This is a genomic window from Alteribacter aurantiacus DSM 18675, assembly GCF_000429705.1.
Lineage (GTDB): Bacteria > Bacillota > Bacilli > Bacillales > Salisediminibacteriaceae > Alteribacter > Alteribacter aurantiacus.
This window is the reverse complement of sequence record NZ_AUCJ01000010.1, coordinates 68,090-90,462: the sequence shown is the minus strand read 5'-3', so window position 1 is coordinate 90,462 and position 22,373 is coordinate 68,090. Positions and strand designations below refer to the sequence as shown.

At 37.3% G+C, this 22,373-nt stretch carries 25 protein-coding genes and 1 pseudogene; 9 read left to right on the top strand and 17 right to left on the bottom strand.

All coding sequences use genetic code 11. The features are described from left to right. Nucleotides 1-10: 10 nt before the first annotated feature. From G476_RS0100495 to G476_RS20955, 3 genes are read right to left on the bottom strand one after another with little or no spacing between them, the layout of a single operon-like run. Nucleotides 11-1,060: a response regulator transcription factor gene (locus tag G476_RS0100495; RefSeq protein ID WP_026688374.1), complete on the bottom strand. Its 1,050-nt coding sequence runs from the start codon at nucleotides 1,058-1,060 to the stop codon at nucleotides 11-13. A gap of 2 nt (nucleotides 1,061-1,062) precedes the next feature. Next, nucleotides 1,063-2,868 (bottom strand): sensor histidine kinase, encoded by a 1,806-nt coding sequence (locus tag G476_RS0100490; protein WP_035185857.1) that lies wholly within the window; start codon nucleotides 2,866-2,868, stop codon nucleotides 1,063-1,065. A gap of 10 nt (nucleotides 2,869-2,878) precedes the next feature. Continuing rightward, the gene (locus tag G476_RS20955; protein WP_051314592.1) at nucleotides 2,879-3,517 is read right to left on the bottom strand and encodes a YesL family protein; all 639 of its coding nucleotides are present in this window, start codon (nucleotides 3,515-3,517) and stop codon (nucleotides 2,879-2,881) included. A 199-nt stretch (nucleotides 3,518-3,716) separates the two neighbouring features. Between G476_RS20955 and G476_RS0100480 the strand changes: the two genes are divergently transcribed. Continuing rightward, nucleotides 3,717-4,733, top strand: a complete 1,017-nt coding sequence (locus G476_RS0100480) for an NAD-dependent epimerase/dehydratase family protein (protein ID WP_026688372.1) — start codon at nucleotides 3,717-3,719, stop codon at nucleotides 4,731-4,733. Continuing rightward, a complete protein-coding gene (locus G476_RS0100475) occupies nucleotides 4,733-5,788 on the top strand; it encodes a dihydrodipicolinate synthase family protein (protein WP_035185853.1) in 1,056 nt (351 codons plus the stop codon). The genes G476_RS0100480 and G476_RS0100475 overlap by 1 nt, the downstream gene beginning before the upstream one ends. Here the strand turns inward: G476_RS0100475 and G476_RS22750 are convergent. The 6 genes from G476_RS22750 to G476_RS0100445 all read right to left on the bottom strand — a co-directional run bounded on the left by G476_RS22750 (nucleotide 5,781) and on the right by G476_RS0100445 (nucleotide 10,324). After that, nucleotides 5,781-7,082: a hypothetical protein gene (locus G476_RS22750; protein WP_051314591.1), complete on the bottom strand. Its 1,302-nt coding sequence runs from the start codon at nucleotides 7,080-7,082 to the stop codon at nucleotides 5,781-5,783. The two genes, G476_RS0100475 and G476_RS22750, sit on opposite strands and share 8 nt — an antisense overlap. 614 nt (nucleotides 7,083-7,696) lie before the next feature. Continuing rightward, a complete protein-coding gene (locus G476_RS23885; protein ID WP_245579619.1) occupies nucleotides 7,697-8,041 on the bottom strand; it encodes a hypothetical protein in 345 nt (114 codons plus the stop codon). Between the two features lie 12 nt (nucleotides 8,042-8,053). After that, nucleotides 8,054-8,332 (bottom strand): hypothetical protein, encoded by a 279-nt coding sequence (locus G476_RS23880; protein WP_245579618.1) that lies wholly within the window; start codon nucleotides 8,330-8,332, stop codon nucleotides 8,054-8,056. A 304-nt stretch (nucleotides 8,333-8,636) separates the two neighbouring features. Further along, on the bottom strand, nucleotides 8,637-9,125 hold the full coding sequence (locus G476_RS20940) for a hypothetical protein (protein WP_051314590.1): 489 nt from the start codon (nucleotides 9,123-9,125) through the stop codon (nucleotides 8,637-8,639). A 150-nt stretch (nucleotides 9,126-9,275) separates the two neighbouring features. Beyond that, nucleotides 9,276-10,106 carry an ArdC family protein gene (locus tag G476_RS0100450; RefSeq protein WP_026688370.1) on the bottom strand — a complete coding sequence of 277 codons (831 nt, stop codon included), beginning with the start codon at nucleotides 10,104-10,106 and terminating at the stop codon, nucleotides 9,276-9,278. Continuing rightward, the gene (locus G476_RS0100445) at nucleotides 10,103-10,324 is read right to left on the bottom strand and encodes a hypothetical protein (RefSeq protein WP_026688369.1); all 222 of its coding nucleotides are present in this window, start codon (nucleotides 10,322-10,324) and stop codon (nucleotides 10,103-10,105) included. Before G476_RS0100445 ends, G476_RS0100450 begins: the two co-directional genes overlap by 4 nt. Nucleotides 10,325-11,326: 1,002 nt before the next feature. Here G476_RS0100445 and G476_RS22745 point away from each other — a divergent pair. After that, complete coding sequence (locus G476_RS22745; protein WP_026688368.1) at nucleotides 11,327-11,815, top strand: hypothetical protein; 489 nt, start codon at nucleotides 11,327-11,329, stop codon at nucleotides 11,813-11,815. A gap of 158 nt (nucleotides 11,816-11,973) precedes the next feature. Here the strand turns inward: G476_RS22745 and G476_RS0100435 are convergent, their stop codons facing one another. From G476_RS0100435 to G476_RS0100415, 4 genes are all read right to left on the bottom strand, one after another. Further along, complete coding sequence (locus tag G476_RS0100435) at nucleotides 11,974-12,735, bottom strand: hypothetical protein (RefSeq protein WP_026688367.1); 762 nt, start codon at nucleotides 12,733-12,735, stop codon at nucleotides 11,974-11,976. Nucleotides 12,736-13,787: 1,052 nt separating this feature from the next. Continuing rightward, nucleotides 13,788-14,132 (bottom strand): hypothetical protein, encoded by a 345-nt coding sequence (locus G476_RS0100425; RefSeq protein WP_026688365.1) that lies wholly within the window; start codon nucleotides 14,130-14,132, stop codon nucleotides 13,788-13,790. A gap of 24 nt (nucleotides 14,133-14,156) precedes the next feature. After that, a complete protein-coding gene (locus tag G476_RS0100420; RefSeq protein WP_026688364.1) occupies nucleotides 14,157-14,642 on the bottom strand; it encodes a hypothetical protein in 486 nt (161 codons plus the stop codon). A 381-nt stretch (nucleotides 14,643-15,023) separates the two neighbouring features. Next, entirely contained in the window at nucleotides 15,024-15,536 is a 513-nt protein-coding gene (locus G476_RS0100415; protein WP_026688363.1) for a DUF3231 family protein, read from the bottom strand. A gap of 214 nt (nucleotides 15,537-15,750) precedes the next feature. Between G476_RS0100415 and G476_RS0100410 the strand changes: the two genes are divergently transcribed. Together G476_RS0100410 and G476_RS0100405 are read left to right on the top strand one after the other, a co-directional pair. After that, nucleotides 15,751-15,936, top strand: coding sequence for a hypothetical protein (locus G476_RS0100410; protein WP_026688362.1), 186 nt, complete (start codon nucleotides 15,751-15,753; stop codon nucleotides 15,934-15,936). A gap of 12 nt (nucleotides 15,937-15,948) precedes the next feature. Next, the gene (locus tag G476_RS0100405) at nucleotides 15,949-16,206 is read left to right on the top strand and encodes a spore coat protein (RefSeq protein WP_035185852.1); all 258 of its coding nucleotides are present in this window, start codon (nucleotides 15,949-15,951) and stop codon (nucleotides 16,204-16,206) included. A gap of 54 nt (nucleotides 16,207-16,260) precedes the next feature. Here G476_RS0100405 and G476_RS0100400 read toward each other — a convergent pair whose 3' ends face one another. Together G476_RS0100400 and G476_RS0100395 are read right to left on the bottom strand one after the other, a co-directional pair. Further along, a complete protein-coding gene (locus tag G476_RS0100400; RefSeq protein ID WP_026688360.1) occupies nucleotides 16,261-17,100 on the bottom strand; it encodes an MBL fold metallo-hydrolase in 840 nt (279 codons plus the stop codon). Nucleotides 17,101-17,195: 95 nt separating this feature from the next. After that, entirely contained in the window at nucleotides 17,196-17,693 is a 498-nt protein-coding gene (locus G476_RS0100395) for a spore coat protein (protein ID WP_026688359.1), read from the bottom strand. Between the two features lie 738 nt (nucleotides 17,694-18,431). Between G476_RS0100395 and G476_RS24155 the strand changes: the two are divergent. Then, a pseudogene (locus G476_RS24155) lies at nucleotides 18,432-18,545 on the top strand (KGG domain-containing protein); the annotation flags it as partial. An 882-nt stretch (nucleotides 18,546-19,427) separates the two neighbouring features. Here the strand turns inward: G476_RS24155 and G476_RS23430 are convergent. After that, nucleotides 19,428-19,577 (bottom strand): hypothetical protein, encoded by a 150-nt coding sequence (locus G476_RS23430; RefSeq protein ID WP_156906482.1) that lies wholly within the window; start codon nucleotides 19,575-19,577, stop codon nucleotides 19,428-19,430. A 1,087-nt stretch (nucleotides 19,578-20,664) separates the two neighbouring features. On the opposite strand from G476_RS23430, the gene G476_RS0100380 reads away from it, so the two are divergent. From G476_RS0100380 to G476_RS23425, 3 genes are all read left to right on the top strand, one after another. Continuing rightward, nucleotides 20,665-20,958, top strand: a complete 294-nt coding sequence (locus G476_RS0100380; protein ID WP_026688358.1) for a hypothetical protein — start codon at nucleotides 20,665-20,667, stop codon at nucleotides 20,956-20,958. A gap of 72 nt (nucleotides 20,959-21,030) precedes the next feature. Further along, a complete protein-coding gene (locus G476_RS20925; RefSeq protein ID WP_035185849.1) occupies nucleotides 21,031-21,480 on the top strand; it encodes a spore coat protein in 450 nt (149 codons plus the stop codon). A gap of 217 nt (nucleotides 21,481-21,697) precedes the next feature. Further along, a complete protein-coding gene (locus G476_RS23425; protein ID WP_156906481.1) occupies nucleotides 21,698-21,856 on the top strand; it encodes a hypothetical protein in 159 nt (52 codons plus the stop codon). Nucleotides 21,857-22,152: 296 nt separating this feature from the next. Here the strand turns inward: G476_RS23425 and G476_RS0100365 are convergent, their stop codons facing one another. Beyond that, the gene (locus tag G476_RS0100365; protein ID WP_026688357.1) at nucleotides 22,153-22,335 is read right to left on the bottom strand and encodes a hypothetical protein; all 183 of its coding nucleotides are present in this window, start codon (nucleotides 22,333-22,335) and stop codon (nucleotides 22,153-22,155) included. Nucleotides 22,336-22,373: the final 38 nt, after the last annotated feature.

The following is a 22,373-nucleotide window of genomic DNA, read 5'->3' as shown; positions in this document are numbered from 1 at the left end:
TATCAAAACTCTATTTCACCTTGTATTTCCTGTAATTACTAGGAGAATATCCAGTGTTTTTCTTGAATATTTTCGAAAAATGAGGATAGTCAGTATACCCTATTAAATGTGCGATTTCGGAGGTCTTTGTTTCGCGATCTTTCATCAATGATTTAGCTTTATTTATGCGCAATTGTGTAACATATTTTATAAAGCTTACTCCCTTTTCTTCTTTAAAAATTCGGCTGAAGTACGAGGGGGACGTATTAAATAAAGCTGCGACCCTATTTAGGGTCAACTGTTCTTCGGTAAAATGCTTATCAATATAATCCACTGCGTCACTGATTTTTGTTAATGCACCCCAATTTTTCTTGTGTGTATAGCGCTGTGTAAACGAATCCAATATTTCTTCTATGAGTAGATATATTGAATGGCGGTCATTAGGTAGGTTGATATATCTTAAGTCAGTTTCATTTGTAAACAATGATACATCCCCTAACTCCTCTTCAATTAACATAACATAATCTATAAAGGCTTTTCTTTCTTGATCGACTCCCAATTCCATCTGGAGTAATTCTTGATAGAAGGTATCCAATTCTTTTTTAATTTCAACTTTATTAAGATTCCTCAAATGTTGAGAAATTGCAGATGCACGTACTTTACAAAACATTACATTCTGTTTTCTTTGAAGAACTTCTTTTTCCTTAGATTGAATCTTTTGTTTTAATCTGTCTAACGCTTCTTTTAGTAAGTTTGGTTTTATCGGTTTTACTATAAATTCACAAACGTTATACCTAATTGCTTGTTGGGCAAATTCAAAATCGTCATAACCCGATAAAATAATAATCTCAGTGTGAATCTGTTTTTCTCTTATCTTTTTGATCATTTCCAATCCATCCAAAACCGGCATGTTAATATCTGTAATGACCAAATTAGGATTGGAAACCTTGCACTGCTGTAATGCTTCCTCACCATCATACGCTGTTCCAATAACTTCGAATTCCGGATTCATATTTTCTATTAGTTTTTTTAAGCTTTTTTGGATCATGTATTCATCATCTACTAGTAAAACTTTGTACATCTTTACTCACCTCTTTTTAGGAAGTCCTCCTTGAGTGGTAAATGTATTTCTATTATAGTGCCATGCGAATCGGCTTTAGAAATAAACAAGCCATAGCTTTCACCGAATGTGAGTCGTACTCTTTGATGTACATTCCATAACCCGATGCAGTTATTAGATCCTGGCAGAGACTCATTCATCTCAGTCTCTTCACTTTTCATCCTGAATGCGTTGTTATAAATGGTCTTCGTTTGAAGATCCATTCCTCCTCCTTTGTCTTGCACACTTAAGACAAAGCAACCATTATCCTCGAACCCCAAGATCGAAATGGAACTAGGTTTCATTTTATGCTTCGAATACCCGTGTATAAAAGCGTTTTCAACAATAGGCTGCAACATTAACCGAACTGCTCTTACTGCATGCATATGATATTGGCGTATATCAATTGCAACCTCGAGGTCTCTATACCTCTCCTGCTGAATATCTAAATATGTTTTTACATGGTTAATTTCATCCGCTAAATATACAGCTTGATTAGAATTACTTATGCTGTACCGAAGCATATCACCCAAGGAAGTTGTCATTCGACTAATTGGCATTACATCTTCTACTATTGCATGTGAATTTATTAATTCCAGCGTGTTATATAAGAAGTGAGGATTTATTTGAGATTGCATTGCTCTCAGTTCTGATTCCTTATTTTTAATCTCTAACTCTTTTTCTTTCAACTGTGATAATCGAACGCGTTCTATTAAACGCCCTATTTCTTTAACCATCGTATTAAAGCCCTTGTTCAATTGACCTATTTCATCCTTTTTCCCTTCCGAAGCTCGGACAGATAAATCGCCCTTTTTAGCCCGTTCCATTAAATCCTTTAATTGCATAAGCGAATGTGTGATGGAAAAAGAAAAACCTCCAACTACAAATAAGGCTAGTACAATTAGAACTGCAACAAATATAACGGTACTGTTTCTAAGCGCTATCATATCTCCCATAAGTTCTGCTAATGGAACTTCGGCAATTAATACAAAGTCTGTGTGATCCGATCTGTGATAGGTGACTAACTTTCTTTCGCTGCCGCTACCTGTAATGAATGAGCCTAATTGTTCTTCACTACCGTTTATGTTTGAGAATACCTCTGTACTTTCGTCAAACCCATGAGGATGATAAATTATGTTTCCCTCTGCATCCGTTAGCCAGACAAAACCTGTATCGCCCATCGCAACATCTTCAATAATATTGGCTATCCCGTTTAAATTCAGATCAACACTCAACAACCCTTTCTTTTCGTAGGTCGTGATATCTAATAAATTCCTTGTAATTGTTAGGACCGGTGTTGAGTCAATAATACTCATACCGTGAACGTGATAGTTTTTTTCATAGATAGGATTTATGTCATTATCATCGTTATACTGATTCCTTACAAAAAAACGGTTATTTGTACTGGTAATGCCATAGTCAGTTGCAATTGAAACAATAAAGATATCATTTCTTCCATAAACTAAATTGGCAAATATCTCTTCTCTAATTCGAGAATTTAATATTAAGCGTTCATAATGTTCATAGACGCCAGTCCGTATGTACTGTTGAATAAGGGGATGGGTTAACAGTGGAAGTGTTGTTCTTTCTAAACCAGCAAAATAATAATCCAAATGATTATTTAACCCCTTAATTAGGGTTTCGTTCTTTTGAATCTCATTTTCCTCTATAACCGTCGTTGATTGGGTGTACCAGATAAAACCAACGAAAAGACAGGGGATAAAAAGAAAAAAGATTATTAGAATTATTACTTTTGCTTTTATTGAGTGTAAGTAACTGTTTATCCTCATATCAATTCTCCTAGCTGCCCACCCTTGCGCTTTGCCATTCATCAGCTTTTCTGAAGATGCTCATAGCATATAGCATGCTTATGAAGGCGATTAAGTTAACACTGAAAAAAGGAATTAACCCCGGGATAAATAATAGCACCAGGTAAATGACGAAACCGCCAAGTGCCATAAAAATTGTTCTGATAGGATAGGACAGAGAAAGTATCATAGCATTCTTAATGTAGTGAAGAAGAGGTAATTGATAGTGAACAAACACAGGGAATATCATGATCAGTGTAAATGTATAAATCACGGCTATAATACAGAAAAAGAAAAAAACAAGTTGATAAAGAAGATGAGTACCATAAAAGCTGTAGTATAGGTTCCAATATATAAAAATGCCAAGAATAAATAACGTTCCCATTAACATGTTCGAGCTGATAAAGTTCGTTTTATAATTCTCCCAAAAGAATCTAAATATCTTAACTTCTTCCCCCATAAACCACTTTCGAACTACCGCACACATCGCTACCGTGGACGGAAATACTCCAAAAAGAATCCCGCCTAATAAACTAAATAAAATCCATAACAAATTAATACAAACCATTTTCAAAACCCAATCAGAAAATCTAGAAAATGCACCTGTAAACCCTTGTAAATGAGAAGGCATTATGTCACATCCTGCCGATGTATATTTTAAATATTTTAAATTGTAATAATATTTTAACATATATTTGTTCAGCACTGTTTGCCATTAAATCACTATTATTCAGATGGATAGCGATTTATAGACATTTAATAGACACCCATAGTGGACTATTCTATCCATAATCAAAAGTCTAACTAAAAAAATGAGGGAAGGTGTTTTAGTGGAAACAACAGATCAGTTAATGGAAAAATTATCTGAACCATCCGCCGATTTAATTGAAATGATGAAAACCTTAGACGGTGACATTATGATCTTGGGAGTAGGTGGGAAGATGGGGCCAAGCCTTGCTATAAAAGCAGTAAGAGCTATTCGAGAGGCGGAAGTAGAAAAGAAAGTGATCGGAGTTTCAAGATTTTCAGATCCAAATTCCATCGATGAATTAGAAAGCTTCGGTGTGGAGACTATTAAGGCTGACCTCATGAACGAAAGTTCCCTTAATTCCTTACCAAAAATTAAAAACATTATTTATATGGCCGGAAAAAAATTTGGAACGAATAATAATGAATCATTTACATGGGCAATGAACAGTTATTTGCCAGGGCGAATCTGCAATCATTTTTCAAGTTCAAGGATAGTGGCTTTCTCTTCAGGAAACATCTATCCATTTATGTCTCCTCAATCCGGTGGCGCAAATGAGGACACCCCTCCGGAACCAATTGGGGAATACGCCCAATCTTGTCTGGGTAGAGAACGTATTTTCGAATACTTTAGCATCATAAACCAGATTCCAATGGTGTTTTTCCGCTTGAACTATGCAGTGGAAACCAGATATGGTGTTTGCCTGGAGATTGCTCAAAACGTTCTCAATGAAAGACCAATTGATTTGACAACTGGATTTGTGAACGTTATCTGGCAAGGAGATGCTAATGACCAGGCTCTTCGTTCTTTGGAATACTGTTCTACTCCAGTAAAAAGGTTAAACATAACAGGCCCAGAGGTAGTATCTATTCGTTGGCTGGCTACTCAATTTGGAAATAGATTTAATAAAGAGCCTGTGTTTATAAATGAAGAAGCGAACTCGACTTTGTTGAACAACGCCTCATTATCACATAAGTTATTTGGTTATCCTTCCGTTTCTTTAAAACAAATAATAGATTGGACAGCAGATTGGGTTTTGGGAGAAGGGATTGTTCTAAATAAACCAACTCATTTCCAGGAAAGAAAGGGATCTTTTTAATGGATCAAAAACAAAAAAGATTAATGGACGGTATAGTAATTCCAGCTCATCCACTAGCTTTGACCGATGACAAAGAAATTGATGTTCGCAGGCAAAAAGCCCTGACAAGATACTATATTGACTCAGGTGTAGGAGGGATTGCTGTAGGAGTACACACAACACAATTTGAAATCCGTGATCCTAAACACAGCCTGTTTGAACCGGTTTTAAAATGTGTAATGGATGAAATTAATCACTACAGTAATAAGGATGAGATGATTTGTATAGCCGGAATTTGTGGGGAGACAGATCAAGCAATAAATGAAGCAAGAATTGCAAATGCTTTAGGGTACGATTATGGTCTGTTGAGTTTCGGAGGCTTAAATCACATGACAGAAGAGGAGTTGCTCCAGCACTCTAGGAAAGTCGGAGAGCATATAAAAATCTTTGGTTTTTATCTACAAACATCAGTAGGTGGCCGAGATCTAAGTTATAATTTCTGGAGAGAATTTGCTGAAATACCCTCTGTTCATGCAATTAAAGTAGCTCCTTTTAATCGTTATAAAACTTTGGACGTGGTTAAAGCAGTTTGTGAATCTTCTCGTCATCAAGAAATTGCACTCTATACAGGAAATGATGATCACATCATACTAGATTTACTGGAAAACTATAAATTCCATATAAATAATCAAATGATATCGAAACGTTTTTCCGGAGGGTTATTGGGACAATGGGCTGTATGGACCCGAAAAGCCGTCGATTTATTAGAAGAAATTAAAACGTACCGTAACACTCAGCACATTCCAATCTCATTACTTGAGAATAACAACAATCTGACTGAAGCAAACGCAGCTGTTTTTGATGCGGAAAATGATTTTAAAGGCTGTATTAGCGGAATACATTACGTTTTAAAAAAGCAAGGCCTTATGGAAAACATATCCTGCTTGAATGACGAAGAATCTTTGTCACCAGGACAAGCAGCGAAATTAGATAAGGTGATGTCAACTTATCCTAGTTTAACAGACGATGCGTTTGTAAAAGAAAACCTTAATAATTGGCTTAAAGAAACTATCTAAGATCTTTTAACCAGTCAAAGGAATAAATTGTACGAGGACGTCCTCTATAGGCGGTCTTCTCTTCTCCAACTATTTTCACTATATCTGCATCTAACCATTTTGAAAGATTTCGATGAGTACTACGGAGCGTTATTCCAAATATATTCGCTAGCTCTTGTGCAGAATAAACACCTTTCTCATGATGATTGAGCTGTGCAATTAATCTTGAAATGTAGCTGGCTGTCATTCCAGCTACTTTCGCTTTTTCTAATAATTGATAATCTGTGATTGCAATGTCATAAACTAGATGCCTGGTCATCTCTACAGGGCCGAAAACCTGTTTATCATCATTTACAATAAAACATTTATTGGGAGGAAATCCTTTCGTATGGTTAAATGCTATCCTTCCGTGATTCTTTGCATCCTTCACTGAATTACCAAATCCTACTCCCATATTAAACTTTACATACTTCTCACACACCCCACCTTGATTAAGAAATGGAATAGACTTGTAGCCTCTCGTTACCCTTTCAAAACTTCCTCTGTTCGTGACAAACATATAGAAATCTTCTTCCACCTGCTGGTAGATCCCATTAAGCTGCTTTACAAATGTATGTATCTGTTTTTCTACCTCGAAATGTATTTGTTCATCAAAATTAATGTATTTCCCCTTAATAAAGCCACAAACGAACTGGGTCTCAAGATTTTCCCTTGATTTTGTTGATAATAATATACGTTCTAAAGTTACCATTAGATCTTGTGGTGTCGGCATAACATACTCACAGCAAAGACCTTGTCTTTTTAACTCTTCTGCCACCCTTACTCTCGATGTTATACTACCCGCGTTTTTATGGTTTTCTAGAAATTCTTTGTGCTCTTCTATTGTTTTCTCTTCGGATTTTTCTTTAACCACATGAACTGAGCTTAAAGTAATACCTAAATCCGCTAATACTCCAGGTAGATTAATCAAGGGCAATGGATCGCAACATATATTTTTAATCTCATTGTTATTAAATAAAAGGAATGCAGTACGATAAATATTATTTCCAGTAGCTGCAATAAAATGGGCAGGAATGGAGAGTTTCTTGTTATTGATCGTCGATTTGTAAACATGGTGTTCCAGAAATAATAATGCTTCTGTTTCCTTGTTGTTAATTGACTCTTCAATCACTCTACTTTCCTCTGTTTCAGAAGAATACAGATACCAAACAGGTTTAATGGAGGGAAAGTAATCCAAATTACTTTGAACAAATTCTAAATGTTCTACAGGAGTAATGATTCCAACCTTTATACTCTTTTTCATATCTATTTGCATAATAGCCCCCCTGTCTGTTCACTAAATTGGATATCATTTTTAAATTATGTCCTTTCATTACTTTCTATAAAGGAAACAATTACCCTTCTTGATGTTGCCGTCTTCTTTAATCAATATCCGTTATTTCAATAGATAGTGGAAGATTAATTTGTTTAAATAGTTATATCTTTATAACAGAGTTCAGGGTAACGACGTTCTCTAAATAATAAAATGATTTTACAGTAGAGCTTTCCTTCATCCATTTAACCTCTTCCCCCATGGATCCCCACTATTAATAAGCACTTTATACCTGGGACACTTTCCCTCAGTTCCAAACTTAATAATGTTCAATTGGAGTAGGGGGGATATTTATAAAAAGATCAAAAATAACAATTGAAGTAACATACACAAGTAATAAAACCTTCTACTAGTATTAAGGTGGAAATTTTATATATGACAATAACATCTTCATTACCTTCAATACCTTAAGGTTTACTTTTATTAGTCCCTTTACTTACATAACACTTAGGTTTAAATTAGCCCGAATTTATGCTTTATTGTTCATCAAAAAAGCTGACACAGATTTGGTCAGCATTTTTTACTATTATGGATTTCACCCTGACATCTACCAGATATCACTTTTCCGGCTTATTCTTATCGATCCAATTGGTGAGATGTTTTGTGAACGTTTCTTTTCCGGACTTGAATTCGTCAAACAAATACATGATAAAGTCTCCCCAAGAGATGTACTCTCCGTATGGGTTATTATCATTAACGAAGGTCATGATCTTTTTAAGCTCCCTCATTCTTCTGTCATCGAGCTGCTCTTTCACAAACGTGTTTAGATATTTATTAATAAATTGAGAGTTACGAACACTCACATCCAGTAAAATCGCTGTGGCTTTAGAGGTTGTTACATCTAATGCAAAGGCTAATCGATCTAGGATTTCATGATCTTCTTGAGTGAAGCGAATCGTCACTCTTGATTTGCTTCACTCAACTTTTTGACCTTGTAATGAAAGGTTCTCCAAGTCTCCCACATAAAGAGTGCTCTCCCCCATAAAGTCTCTTCTGAAGTTTTTAGATAGATGCTCCATCACTTTCTTTGAAGCTAATCCGTATAAGCAGATCGCTTCCGCCACATCTTTTACTGGTCGATTGGTGATATATGAAAGTCTATAAATACACTCCCTTAATTGAAATGGGATTGTCGGCTTCACATCTCTTTTTTTATCAGAACGAACTTTTCTCGTTTTCTCCTCCGTGCTCATCCTAAAGTACCTCCCTTAAGTAAGCTTACCCTTGGGACACTGTCACCGGGTCCCTGCTTTACTGCCATCTATATGCAGTAAAAAAGAAGGTATGTATAAAAACTATGAAACTAGGAGAAGATAATAGATAAGAAGAAACCTTTAAGGACGGTGACTGAAAATGACTAAAGCCGAAGCACAAAAACTCGCAAAAAACATGATCGGACATTCAAAGAAAATGGGACTCCCCCTTAAAAAGAAAAAGAAATAACAAAAGCTTATGCCGGAGGTACCCGGAATAAGCTTTTTTGCTTTTAAGATTTCTTTAAGGATTGGATCTTCTCTTACAGCGAACAATCATTGTTTTTTTGTGCGTCTTCTCAAGGTTATCGATATAGTCCTGAATAAACGCTGAGGTTATCCGAGAAGGGATAAAAACGCCTCGTTCCAGTAGGATATTTTCAATCACAAACATCTTTCTGCTCCAGTACCGGTACTCTTTTCCTTGATCTTGTTCAAGATCCCTGTAACTTTCGTTCCCTGATTGACCCGCTTTATAAAAAACATTCATTTGGCTGTATGATTCACTCCGCCGTTGCCTTACAAGCTTTAATAAATAAAGCAGTTCAAATGTAGGCATCGTTATTAGTTTAGGCGTCACTTGATACGCGTCTTCAATAAACGCAAATTCACGAAAGTAAGGCTTCGCCCGCTCTCCATTTAGTTGCTGCTTTTCTTTTGGGATCACCATCTCACAAAAAGAACAGTACCCATTATTTAATGAATCCCCGCAATAAGGACATGTCACATCCATTCAAGTCCTCCTTTCCTCTTTCACTCACTGAACGAAATCTTCCTTCTATGAATAGTCGCAAGTACTCTTTATAATGAAGAATTTTGTTAATCAAAGGATTTCTTAAATCCATCCTTGCCTTTTGAAAAAAAGGGGGGAACTCCCCCCTCTTTACTCTGACTCCTCATTTTCTCCCAAAATATAATCACACGCTTTTTGCGCCTGAGCCGCCGCATGAACCACTAACTTATGATCTTCTTTAAGGGCTCTGAGCCAAGATTGGATATAACTCGCGCTGTTTTCTATGGTGTTATCAATCCCGGCAGTTCCGCACAGCATCGCCGCCCCCATCTCTGCTACCAGTTCTTCTTTCGAATATACCTCGTCTCCAAATGCGACGCTCTCCGTCGTGATCCCGGATCGACTTAGCCGCTTTTGGTGCCCCGTGCTGTGAACCATTTCATGAAGAAGGGTCGAATAAAATTCTTCAGCCTTCGGAAAATGACGCAGTGGCGGACAGTTGATTTGATCAATAGACGGGGAATAGTAGGCCCGACCCGGCGAAAAGGTAAAAGTCGGTCCGTCAATATACACTTCATAGATGGCTTCCGCCTTTTCGATCGGATCATGATCAAAGTGTTGCTCTTCTCTTTTACTATTTAACCCCTCGACTTGAGAGTTAACCTCAAACACCCGGTAATAGCGAAGCAGGGGGATTTTTTGAGCCTTTTCTGTGTCCTTGTTTTCTTTTTCAAGCCACTTCCAAAAAACAACCACATGAGACGCTTCCCCTTTTTTAACTTTTCCTTTGGCTTCTTGAATTTGCTTGAACGTTGCGTATTCCCCCGGGGGAAGAAGAAAGGTGTTGATCCCCCGGTACGCTTTTTGCGTCTTCCAACTCACAGCCCCGCCGTTGACCCAGGGCTTTCGCCAAGGGACAACGCCTTTATTTAACTGATCCATGATTCTTTCTGTCACGATCGTGTAGACGTTCTTTCTCATGCCTTCCTTCCTCCTTTTACTTTTAGCTCGTTGGATACTTCTCGCTCAAAAGAGTGCCAGTATATTTCTCGAAATTCCACAATCCCGTCGGTTAATACAACAAAATAATCATGAACGCTAACAACCACCCCGTAATACCCTCCGTGCTCCGTACGACATGAAAACACCACACCCGGACGTAACAATCTTTTTAGAATCTCAGTTGCTTCTGGTCTCATCTTTTTCTCCTCCTTCTTTTTTTCATCCGCGAGGGATGGGTCCCAAAAAAGGGATCTTTTTTTGCTTTTTTACATGGAGCATGAATCAAGAAGCATAGAGAAGCGGTCAAGGGTTTCAGCCTCAAAAGTTTTCGCCTTATAAAAGTTTTGAGCCCCTTGACCGCTTCTCTGGCCGACTTGGCTTTTGGCAGGAAAGGTTCGGGTGTCCTACCTGCAAAAAGCCTAGCCGGCCTGCGAGTGATACGATGCGGAGGGAAAAAAGAAAAACATAAAAAGAAAGCAGCCGCGGTCGTTGCGGCTGCTTTCTCTCATTTATACATTTGCTTTTACGGGTTTTCGACTCGTTCGGTACGGCCAGGAGGCAAACGGAACAGGAACCTACGGAATGTAGGCATAAGCCGTACAATCCGTGGTTATCGGTCCGTTTAGTACAGAAGCGACACCTACAGAATGACCAAAAGACGCTTCTTTCTTTTGGATCAGTCTGTGGTGCCGTCGCCCAAGAGATTCTTCTCTTTTCCTCGCAAGAGAAGTTTATGTTCATAATTTTTTTAAGGAAAAGCAATCAGCATTCTTATTTCAAGAAAACGTTAAGTCCCTACTGATAGTTAGGGGATCTATAGTAATTTTTAATTTATGCTTAGGACACACTCCCCCTGTCCCACATGTTTTCTTGATGTATACAACAAAGGGAATAAAGGGTCCTATTAAGATATAACAAGCAGGTAGACTAAAAATTATAAATGTCCCTCTAGGGGTGCTACATGAACGTAAATAAAACCTGTGTTATCAGAAATACACAGGTTTGTATCTAGCTTTTTAGATAGGAGACAGTGTGAAAAATAGAATTGCACAAAGTTAGGCGTTATGCCATATAAAATAATGAACTTTGCGCATTGGCGCACCTCCAGACAGCAGACCCAAAGTGTAGGGGCCTGCTGTTTTGTTATGTATAAACACAAAACCTCATAAGTATATTTTAATAGACAAGGGGTGATCGTGATGAAGAATGCATGGAGCAAAAAAGACGACCTGACACTATCGACATGTGTCTTAAAAGCAATGGAAAACGGTCATACACAACTTAGTGCGTTTGAAGAAGCTGGAAAAATGTTGAATCGATCTTCTGGTGCATGCGGATTCAGATGGAACTCGTCGCTAAGAAAGCAATACGAAAAAGAAATCACTCAGGTGAAGGCAATGAAAAAGAAGAAATGTGCCAACCTATCAACTAAAAATGTACCATCCTCACCTGAACACAATGACGTAACCGTTGACCATATCCTAAAAGCCCTAAGCAATTTTAATAAGCACACTCCAGTTAAACACTTGTCAGACACCTCCCTGCTGGATGAAAACCAGCGACTAAAAGAAGAAAACAAGGAACTTAAGCTGCAGCTTCATACTCTTCAGACCGACCTGGCATCCGTTTATGTCAATTTGGATAGACTCAGGCGGTTTATGCCAGAGGAAATCTCAGATAAAAAGTGAGGTAAAACAAAAAACAGGCTCAAGGAATTATTCACCTCTAACAGTGTCTTTGCCAAAGAAAAATCTACTTAATAACTGGTTAACACAAAAAAGGTGGGCAGATAACCGCCCACCATCATATTGACTTTAAAGCTACGTTGAGAATTTTACCGTTCGTTTTAGTTGAGACTATACACCCTTCCTACGTGACTTCCAGTTCCAATAACTGTTACTTCATGCACTCTTGTTGATGTCCCAACACCTATTCCATCATAATCATATCGAATATGCCAAGCCACAGAGAAAATCCCATTATTATTTGAAATATATGGTTGCCTTGGGCTATCCTCTAACTCCTGTAAAGGTACGAGGTTTTGAACTATTCCTGAGTCAGTGTCGTTAACGCTAGTTACGATGCAACACCCCGAGGCATCCCCTTGGGAACTCCACTGTACATATGCATAAGTCCTTGCTACATCAACACCTTGTACTGAAATTCTTGCCGTTCTAGTAGCTTCGTCTTCATGTGTAAACGTATCTAATAGCCCTAAACTATTTCTTGATACCCCATCTTGAAGTTCGATCTCTTCTGCAATTTCTACATCCCCGTCAAACATTGTTATTGAAGTTATATCATCTTGACTTTGTAGGTCTTCAAAACCATCCCAAATCTTTTCCAAAACATCCACATCATTTATGTAATCCAAGAATTGTTCCTGATCATTTTGAGGTAAATCCTTAAAAGTCTCCAGCGCCTCCTGTACATTAGAATCAACCCTAGAGTGACTAGTAAATGTTTGAATTTGTTCACCTATAACTTTGTCTTCCAGATACTCAACGTAATCACCCGGTGTCTCTACCTTTTTTGCCGAAACGTTCTCTCCAAAACTAATCAAACCTAAAGTAAGTGTGCAAACTGTTAAAATACCTATTTTCTTCATTTTTTCCTCCATTTATTGATGACAGGAAAAAATATTACTTTATTGTTACTTATATTTCAATTTTAGTAATATACCATTACTCACTTTCAAAACTTTTACGACATATTCCGACTTTATTTGCATTCAATATCCAAATATATTATTACCGTTATTTTCAATATAATGGTTTTTGTTTAGGTCCAGATGTACGTTTTCTTTGTTAAAATGCAAATTATTCAACTCTTTACCTTCCACAAAAGATAATTTATTGTGTAACAGAGGTGAAATGAATATGTGGAGATTTAAACTTGGCTGTCTATTTATCATAATTTCTAGTATCTTTTATGCATCAAAGTTTATTAGCGTAGCAATTATTGTAAGTTCTTATGACTCCCCCCATACTAAAGCACTGTTTTCTCAAACCTTAAATAATCTACCACAAATAGATATTTTAACAATCTTGTGCTTTGTCTTAGGTCTGATTTTTATTTTTTGGTACATGTTCCACTTAAAATTACATGAAAATAAGTGAATCAGTTACTAAATAAAATGCAAAACGGCAGCCTTTTTCGAGTGCCTCCATTGTATGGAGGCACATATTCAAATAGCGACAGAATCTCCCATTCTTTATCTTCATCCTCATCACAACTAAAACGAGAAATTAAGCGATTATAGAGAAGTAAATCAAAATTAGGATTACACCTAAAACACCCTCCAAACAGAGCTTATGCTATTGAAAAGGCAACTTCAATTAAGTTAAATACATACAATAAACCCACGTTTAACAGTGGTAGGTTCTTTCATATAAAGAGACTTGTGTTGTCTTTTAGTACTAAAAAAACAGGCCAGCGTTGACCTGTTTAATGCATACTTGTATAGTTTTACTTCGTGAACTTTTCGATATAAGGCAATCACTTTTCCATTGTCTTTTTCCCAATCTTTGTTTCGTAGCATGGGAATGATATACTACTTCTCCATTGCACTCAATAAAGAAGAAATTTCCCAGTTTTCTTATAAACTGGTCATATCAGAAAATAAGATTTCTTCATATTTGGCGGTAACATTCTTTAACATCATATCTTATTGCCTTGCTGGAGACTTACGCTAATTTGACCCCTTATTTCTTCTCGAAGATCTTCTTTTACTTTCATCTCATCCTTATTCATCGTGTCATGATCAAAAGTGAAATCATCGGCCTTAAAGAAAAATGATCTTGTGCTAATTCCTAATAAAGAATGAGAAAGTTGAATTGTTTTTCCTCCATTAATAAGGAGAACTGTGTAGTGTTGTAAACCTAATTTAAATTCATACCCACCATTAAGGGTATCTCTGACTTTAGATTCACGAATAACGCTTGCCCCGTGCCCCGTCACATGTGAAACAAAGGCAATTACTCTTTCTATTGTTAGTTGATTCATTTGTGTTCCTCCTCGGGTTTTCCTCTACCTTTTATTGTTTACTTTTTTCTCATATTTCTCAACTGTTTCTTTAAGCCAGTATGGTTTACTGCTGATCAACAGGTCTTCTTTTGGCAGCTTTCCTCGGTCGTAATACACCTTAATCTTCGCCCGACTAAAGGAATGACCGTGACTGTTCATATATGCCGCAAAATCCCGCTGGTTAAAATATTCTAGGCTCTCTTTCTCTCTTATAAATAGCGCCGTATCCCGCCGAATTAAGTAATTATCCTGTCTGTAAAAGGCCTCAAATGCCTGAAGCACCAAAATTACATCTTCTGAATCCAAATGCTGATAGACAAGCCCCATATCAAAAGCGTGCCTTTCAGGATCTAAAAAATGAAAGTAAAGCTCTAAAAATACCTTTTCAACATCAGTAAAACGGCCGTTTTTAAAAACGTCCTCTTTTTCTCCAGAAATGTCACCTAAAAACGGCATGCGCAGAACCAACATCTCAACGCTTTTCTTCATCGTACCGCCTCCACAAAGTTAACTTTGTTAACATTTTACCTTACGTTAACTTTGTTTACAACGAATAAGCAATGAAGAAAAATGATTAACGTAAGTCAGATGCTTCTTTGGTTTATTCAACTATTTATTATGTATACATTTTCTCTCTAGATCATATACTACACCATCGTGCGCCCGCACGAATGCGCCGGAAAAACCAAATCCCATCTGCTTAAAAACACCTTCTACGGAAGGTGTTTTAAGTCGTTACAAAGTATTCCAATACTGCTTACAAGGTTTTACATGAGGTCACAAATCTAATTTAAATCAGCTTGTGATATATACGCCTACTTAGGTACGAATATAAAAAAGCCGGCACGATAAGCCGGCTAATAATCCTATCTATTCTTCAGAAGGTTTATTGATATGAAGGGGTGGCGGAACTAACCATCCTTTTTCTTTGTTTAATTTCAATAGTTTAGCACCATTCTGAGCTTTCACAGTATGAAATTGACCAAACATCATAGCAATATCTTCACGCGTTGACTGCCCCATTGCTTGACTGCAAGCAACTAGCCCTGCTGCAATGTCTTTCGAGATAGAAAGGGCAATTTCAGGATCGTTGATTCTAGCTCCCACTGGAATGTCTTCTAGTGTAGCTTTTGCACGTTCTGGAGGGCTTGGTGGAAGAGCAATCCCGTTCTCTTTAAGGAGTACTGTAACCTCTTCTTCTTCTTGTTTTCCTTGCTCAATCAGATCATGAATCAATTTTTTTAGGTCTGTATCCCCGCAGTGGTTCTCCTGTGTTTGATAAGAAGCTACCATCGCTTTTAAACCAGAAAGGTAACTCCACGTACTAAATACTTCTCCGTAGTGCATCGGTTGATCTTTTGGATTACCTGACATAATACCCATAATCATCCTCCTAATGTTTAGCAATTTTAAGGTCTCCTTTTGCCTTTTGATGACCAAACTTATTATGATTATTAAAAAGAATTCTATACATTGGTCTGTTATTTTTTTCAGAAAACAGCATTCACTTCCTGGGAGATACAGCTTTAGGTGTGGAATAAAAGTACCAAAAGTAATAATACTAATGACGACTTAAAATAAGAAGGGAGAACACATCATGAATCAGCTTAATGAACTGGAGTTACAGCACCTAAGGCATTTGATTGGTGGGCATGAAACGGTAGCGAATAAGCTGGATGCTTATGCCTCTCAATGTACAGATCCAGCAATTCAAGAGATGCTTACACAGGATGCTCAGGATGCAAGAAATGCAAAACAACAGTTAATGATGTATTTAAATTAGGGAGGAATTTCAATGATGACAGAAAAGGATATGATGAGTGATTATTTAAGCATGATTAATGGCAGCCTCAACACCTATGCTTCCATTATTGCTCAAACAAGTAATCCACAGTTACGACAGACATTCCAACAGTTGAGAGATAATGATGAGGCCAGGCAATATAAGGTGTACCAAGCAGCTGAACAAAGAGGATATTACAAAGCAGCCGCTCCTGCTCAACCAGGTGAAATCCAACAAGTGAAATCAGACCTTAGCGGCCAGACTCAATAAGCTTTTATCCCCAACAGGTGAATGTGTAACCGGTTGGGGAATTTTTCTTGTTCTTTAATGACTGTAACGACCATTGTCAGGAACAGCTACATCTTGATAATGATCAACCAAATGACGAAGTCCTTCCGTTAGCTCTGTTTCCTTTATTGGCGGACCATGGCCAGTAATGGCAATACTTGGTTTTAAGTTGGCAAGCCTCTTCACTGAGTCATAAGAAGAATCCCAATCTGTAGTAAAGTACCTCGGAGGTCCACTTACTTCACCTTTTTGAGTAACTACCTGGTACAAAGAATCTTGTCTAAGCGTCACAAAGGCGTCCCCTGCCAGTAAGAGGCCGTCTCTTTTTCTGAAATAAGATACATGACCTAGGGTGTGGCCAGGGGTATGCACCCAAGTAAACTCGTCTAGAAATGGAACCTGTCCTGTAGTAGGTAACGCCTCGACCTTTTCCCCAAGGTTAATAGCTTCATTAGGAAAAAAGCGGGATATTTTCGCGACGAACCCACCTTCTACTGAAGAATCTGGTTCAGGGTAGTCTAGCTTGCCTGTTAAATAAGGTAGCTCCGTCTCGTGGGCGAACACTGGAACATTCCATTTATCTACAATGTCAACCACCGTTCCAACATGATCAAAATGGCCATGTGTTAAGAGAATTGCCGCTAGTTTTATCCCTTTATTGTGGCGAGATTCAATAAGAGATATCAATTTTTCTGAGGATTTAGGCATCCCAGTGTCTACTATGACTAATTGATCATTTGCTTCAATCAAAACCACATTTACAATTTGGTCAACATAACATGAAACGTCTGTCGTTACCTCCAGTAGTTCACCACTTTTGAATGAAAATGCTGGAATAAAGCGATAATCATCTCCATACCTGATTTGATCTTTCACTTCAAAACACCTCCTATTCCTATCTTTCACCTTCCTTGGTGCTTTATGTAATCGGAAAAATCCGGTCGACAAGCACCACCGGATTTTAATAAATATCAATATCGTTTATTTAAAGCAGCGTTTGCTTTCTCTACATCCCCTTGTAACAAGGCTTCTAAATTATAGGATGGATAATCGCTTCTTTGATACATAAATGAATAGATTTTTGCGCGCATATCAATAGCGTTGTTTAATTGGGCTTTTAGGACTGCCCGTAAAGAGGGCGTTGCTGTTTCTGTAATCGCAATACCATAGTTTCGAACGCTTGTTTTAAATAACCCTAGTAGATCACCAGCGTAAAACGATGTCTCATCTAATCGATGCTCTTCTGTCCTATGTGGTATAGGCGCCATTGGGTAGTATTCTAGAAGCTCTTGAAGGTTCTTGCTTATTCCTTCAATGGCTTCTCGGTATATGCTTTTAAGTTCTGAGTTTGCGACTTTAGGGAATGCCTTCTTTAATCTCATTAGTGCGACTGATTGAAAGGCAACCAGTTCATGTATTTCCAACGTTTCATGCCAAGCTAAATGCTCTACCTCGCTATAGTTATCCATTGTTGCTCCCCCTTTTTACTTTGATACTTTATTCAAGTATTATGGACTTAGACTTTGTATCAGTTAAAAATAGACGGTCACCCACTACCTTTTTTGTTTCATTGATGGACTACAGGCATATAATATCCGGTAGCCAATCATTATAACTACACACTCCGAAAAAACCGCCAAAAGCACACCTCCACTCACAGGAAGTGTGCTTTTTTTGTATTAAGCTAAAATAGGTTGGTCAAACTTAGGTTTGTTTTGAAGTTAATAACAATACTTCCTATATACTTTTTAACTTATGCTCTCTCCGTTTAACACTCAAAATTAAAAACCAGCAGTTACTCTTGGGCCTAGAAATAAATTCCTTACGTTGTCATCTATGTAAGTATCTATCAATAATCCAAATAGTATGAAATAGACATCAATTCCTAATTTTATTTAATTGTTTAATGTAGGTTTGTTTCAGAAGGTAAGTTGGAAACAGGGATACTGTAAGCATAAAAAATTAAAAAATAGGAGGAGATTCAAATGGCACAAAACCAATCCAATAACTCAAACCAAACAATGAGTCGTGAAGAAGCTGCTAAAAAAGGTGGAGAAGCAAACGCAAAACAGCATAGTTCAGAACATTTTGCTGAGATTGGTGAAAAGGGCGGAAGAAAATCTTCAGGTAATCAATATACAACGAGCAACGATAACTCCAACAGCAGCGATAACTCAGGTACTCAAAACAGTACTTCTAGCGGAACCATGAGCCGTGAAGAAGCTGGAAGGAAAGGCGGCGAACAGACAAGCAAAAATAAAGATAAAGAATTTTATCAAGAAATCGGACAGAAAGGCGGAAAAAGTTCAAGTAACCAGAACTCCAACAATTAATAACCGCCTGGTAGATGAAGTGGTATCATGACTAACAAGTACCCAACCAAGAAGAATCTAGTACTAAAGATAAAGAAGAAGCAAGAATTTCAAAATATAGAACCCTACCGTGATATCGAAAACTAAAAAGTACAGATAATCTTAAGTATCATTAAACCTGGCCGCTCATGGTTGGGTTTTTTCTAATTAGAGAGGAATTAATTATAGACAACTCTTTATACAAGAAAGCCCTACTCCATTGTTACACACGGGTAGCAGCAATTCCTTAAGTTTCTACTCGTTCTGTACGTAACATAAAACTGTGTGGATGCGTAAACCAACCATACACTGTGGTTATCGGTACGTTTAGTACCAAAGCGTACACCCTCTGCGTAATCAAAAGACTTATTTCCTCAGGGATAGTTGTGCCATCGCATAAAAATACTTATTTATTAGCTCAACTCCTGTATAAGGCAGCAAAACACTTAGATTAACATTGTATACCTATCATTATTTCACTCGAAGATATTTCAATTAATCGAAAAAGCAGATATATTACAACAAAAACAAGTTCAACCACAGGAAGTGGCTGATCTGATGGAGGAAATAAAAACGGCTTTTCGTATGTCAGACAGACCAAATAGAGCATTTTCAAAAGAAAACAAGCGTGCCATTAAACCGAAAGCTCGCGGTGTTTAACAACATAGCTGGCAGACATGCAGGTCACATAACAAAAAGGAAGCATCCGTTTCGGATGCTTCCTAATATCATAAAGCTCAGCTACCCAAAGCCATCCCCCTCAGGTATCCATACGAGTTGATTAACCACTTTGAACTTCATCATAAACGCCTCCTTTTCTTATTTGATAGATAGCAACAACAACCTTTCTCCTTACATAACGCGGAATAATTCTATCTGGTGTGCCCGCTGTTTTTCAATTCGTCTACATACTCGGCCATAATGTCGCTCACGTTCAACCTCCTCTTTGCTGTATGGCAGATGAGTAATTGAAATTGTATAGTGAAACAATGTTAAAAGCATCTCTAATCACCTCCTTTTCATTTTCATTCCTTCATCACGATGTGTTGATCGCGTTAAAGACCGAAATAACAAGGAAATCCAACTGTTTTTTCGCTCTCTGGTAACAAAAAGGTAAAGTACCCCAAATACCCATAAGGGTGTATAAAATCATGCTAAAAAACACAGGCCGGTCCAGAGGCCTGTGCGGAAGATTTCAATAAATTAAAAATGCACAGACCTGGTTATCACCGGTCTGTGCATCCTTTTGCCATTGGTTTAAAAAGCCATAACAAATTTATAAGATCTCACAGAAGTCGTCCGATGATACATTATAAAGTTTTACAATTAAAATCTGTTTTACCTGCATCATAGGAACGACCTCCTTTCGTTAATGTTGGATAATTTTAGTAGTACACCTTAATGTTATAACACTATATGGAAAATGCAACACATTTAATATGTTAAAATGTGTAATTTCGTAATGTCATACGTATGTAATGCTTCATATCAAACTCAGCATGTCCACCTTAAGCTCAGCTTATCTTATTTTTTCCTTTTTCTAAATGCCCTTCCCTTTTTATTTTGTATATTAGAAAAGTTGATTAATGACCGGCTATCGAACAATGTACTTCTACTAACCATGGTAGCATGCTCCCACCACGCTAAGGGGGGTTGAACTGACTTAATTCTAAAATCCCTCCTTCTCTATGTGTTTCACTTCTGTTGTATCTCCATTCGAACGTAGGGGATCGGGTCCCGTAAAAGGGGCTTTTTTGGGGTTTTTTCACATGGATCGTGAGTCAGGAATCAAGATAAGGATCGAAGGTTTCATCCTCAAAAGTTTTCGAACCGTAAGTTTTAAGCCCTGTATTTATTTTTGCGGCCGCTAGGTAAACATAACAGGCAGGGTAGCAACCAACTACTAATTTTTTCGAATCATATTACTATTATTATATTTTGTAAGTGACATTACACAACTATAATACTCACTTGATTGCTCCAGTGGAACCGTATATTTTCTATTAATGTAAGTGTTTTGTCTATACCTTTTCATCCTATTTTCATAGACTATCACGTAATCATATTTATTTAAGAAAGGAGTGAGAATATGGAATTCAACAAAAAACTATTAGAGATGTTAGTAGAAAGCACTTTCCAGAAACACGATGTAAAGAAAGCACAATCAAAACTTACTAAGAAGCAGAAAGAAAGACTACGCTCCATCGTTAAAGAAATGGAACAAGAAGTAAAAGTCTTCGTTGATAAAACGGAGAAGAAAGATGGTTCCCCTACAATTAATCAAAAACCTGCTGCACCTCCTACTACAAGCGCGCTAACCTCTCGCCAAAAGTCAGAAAACAAACCCTATCTATCAAATAAAATAAATAGAAAAAATAGATAGAGTTACCAGATAGTTTGTCTAAACAAACAGTAATAATCCTCATATTCTAGTAAGGAAAGGAGGTGAAAGATTATGTTCTTTTCTAACAAAAATGATGGATGTGACTGGAACGCCTTGAGCGGGGCAAAACATCCACTACACGGTTGTGAAAGTGATAGTAACAATGACACCACATTCCAAAATAAATCACTTCAGTTATCTGAAGAGCTAATCATTGTACGAAACTCTTGTGATGTTACTGTTACAACGACCGATACGAAAGCAGCTATTAATCTTCAGGCTGCCCTACAAGCAGCGCTCGTCATCTTGATCAGCATCTCTATCGCTGACTCGGATCGCGCTGAGAGCATTACAAACGATTTAATGAAGTCTGTTAAGTCAAAGCAGATTTCTTATCAAAAAGTTATCGTTGAAGATTCCAAAGATGTGAATATCACATCTACAGACACTCAACTCCTCATCAACATTCAGCTTCTCATCCAACTTCTAATCCTCGTCTCTGCTCAACTTAATATTTTCTAATATTAGATGACCTTCTTGAGTTAAATGGGATTAGTAATACCCATCACTTGAGAAGGTCTTTCTACATAGAAAAGCACCTTTCCCCTAGCTTCCATAAGCAAATTAACTTTAAAACCCCTTTAGGATTGTGAAAGAAAAATAGCCACTAATAGGAATAAAAAGGAACCGGATATACCATCATAATATTTGAAAACCTTGTGTATTGGAGGAATAGAATGTGTCATATTACGATGAGTTAAAGAGAATCGACGTAAAACGTAAAGAAGAGATACTTGATGTTGATGCCCTTTTTAACAACCCACTTATCCATAGGGAGATTAAAGGTAATCAAGTATTTAAATCCTTAGATATCAAACGCCTTTGGAATAAGTTATAAGTATTTAACCCTTTCTAACAGACCTTTTATAAAAATGTTGAATTAAACCTTAGTAATAAAAAGATCTTTTTATTAGTCATCAGAGTCTTTTACTACTTATCGCTGGTATTACATGGTGATTCGACTCTGGCCTCACCAGCAACATATACGTTTGTTTAAATAGGTGGAAACAACATTCACTCCAAAAAGCTAAACTGACACAGCAGGATGTAAAAATAATAAGAGTCATGCTAACTTCAGCTTTATCACAGAGGGTTTTAGGATGAGAAGTGCCGTTTTTTTCGAATGGCTCATATTTACTCCTCCTGCCTCCCTTGATCAATAACCTGACTTTTCATTTTTCCCAGCAATGGTTTTTTCCCGTGTTTAATAAGTAACAACCATTGCTTTAACTCCTGATAGGTAGCTCTATGTACTGAATGAATAACCTCATGGTAATGCATTGGCTGTTCTTTTTGATTGCCAGACATAATACCCATAATCATCCTCCACTGTGTTCAGTCTCCTTATTGACTGG